This window comes from Neobacillus cucumis (assembly GCF_023715505.1).
On record NZ_JAMBOH010000077.1, the window covers coordinates 1 to 1935 of the forward strand.

Here is a 1935-nt window from a genome sequence, read left to right on the forward strand (position 1 = left end):
TGCTTCACAGTTTCGCGTACATCTTTAATTCCGAAAACGGAATTGATAGTTTAGGACGCTCTAGAGGAAAAATCGACTTAATCTTATTGAACTTTTCCCACGTTATATAGCTCTTTTGGCTTCTACTACTTAGCATTCTTCTCCAATAACGTTCCGTAATATTATAGATTTTTGTTATTGACCTAAGATTGCCAGCCATACCATAGTAATTGTAATGACCTCTAAGAATTTGATTTATCTTCTCAACTTGGTCTTTTATAGACCAATGTCTGATAGTACGAAGTACTTCTTGTATTTTATTTACACTCCGCTTAAATCTGGTCTTTTCGGTTTTCCTACCTACCATGAAATTACCCTTACGGTTTTTTGTACAATAATGTGTAAAACCTAGGAAGTAAATCGTTTCTAATTTCTTTCCTTTTTGCAGGGCATGTTTACTGGCAAACCGTCCAAACTCTACTAACCTAGTCTTATTAGGTTCAAGCTCTAATGAGAATTTCCTTAATCTTTTCACAAGGACTTTCCCAAACCTTATTGCATCTGAACGATATTGAAAACACACTACAAAATCATCGATATATCTTATTAGATATGACTCACCTTTGAGCCTTGGTTTTATTGCTTTCTCAAACCACAAATCCAATACATAGTGAAGATAAATGTTGCTTAACAGTACACTAATTGAACCACCTTGCGGTGTTCCTATTTCACTGACGTGAATATGCTTACCTTCCATTACACCTGCTTTTAGCCATCTTTTAATCAGACTAATAATTCTAGGATCACCAATCCTATGTTGCACGAATTTTATTATCCAATCATGGTCTAAGGTTCCAAAGAAGTTCTTCAGGTCAGCTTCCAGTACCCAGCTAACTTTCTTCCCTGAAATAGTCTCATTAAGGTTAGCTAAGGCATTATGTGCTCCCCTATTTGGCCTACCCCCGTATGAACAATTTAGAAAGTCTTGTTCATAAATTGATGAAAGTACCGTTACTGTACTTCTTTGTAAAGCTCTATCTGCCACCGAAGGTACTCCGATTGGTCGTTTTTCGACTTTCCCAGGTTTAGGTATCCAGACCCTTCTTACTGCTGGAGGTTTATAGCTATGTCTGTGGATTGAATTCATCATTTCTCCAACCCAATTTTCAAACTCAATTATAGCCATATCCCTTGTGGTACCATCAATGCCAGGTGAAGTGTTCTTCGGCATATGGTTTAAACTAGTCCAAATCAACTCTTTTGTAATGTGGTGTGCTACTGATGTAAATTGTAGTTTTGCATCTTGTTGAGCTTTTACTGCTATTCTCTCTAATCTTGTTGTCATGATTGGTTTCTCCTTACTTTGAATTAAGGACCGAAATCTTCCGTTGAATGAAGCTCATGTTTCCTTAGATTGATTCAATTTCCGCTAACCGCTTCCCCATGTAATAGGCTCTCCCTATCTCAGAGTACTATCAGTTAGTAAGACTTCCAATAAACCATCGAATTCTCCTTGCTTTGTAGGCTTGTTGAATTCTTATCTACATCCTGTAGAAGTTCATTGGATCTCCCTTGTTCCCAAGGAATCCATTGATGACATGCCGTAGGTACGAATCCCGGGAGTAATGAGAATGACCTTGCCTTTGTCGGTTATTTCATTATTGCCTTCCCCATTGAGAGAAAAGGTCGGCTACTCCACATCACGTTTAATTTCGGGACTAATTATCCTCTTCACTTTATTCCGGCCTGCCATCTTCCTGTCTACGCTTCGCAGTGAACGTTACCGTGCACCACGCAAGACTCGGTACAAGACTGCTGGCTAAGCATTATCTAGACGACTATTTCAAGTCGCATGTATTCCTTGAGCTTTCAAGGCGCAACTCTCACACCACCGTACGTACGGTTCCGTATACGGCGGTTCAATAACTTAAGTATCGGCGCTCATATAAATGGTTG

Annotated in this window: 1 protein-coding gene; it reads right to left on the reverse strand. The window is 39.0% G+C overall.

The annotated features are described in order from the left end of the window. Nucleotides 1-4: 4 nt before the first annotated feature. A complete protein-coding gene (ltrA, locus tag M3226_RS31255; protein ID WP_251573393.1) occupies nt 5-1324 on the reverse strand; it encodes a group II intron reverse transcriptase/maturase in 1320 nt (439 codons plus the stop codon). Nucleotides 1325-1935 lie beyond the last annotated feature (611 nt).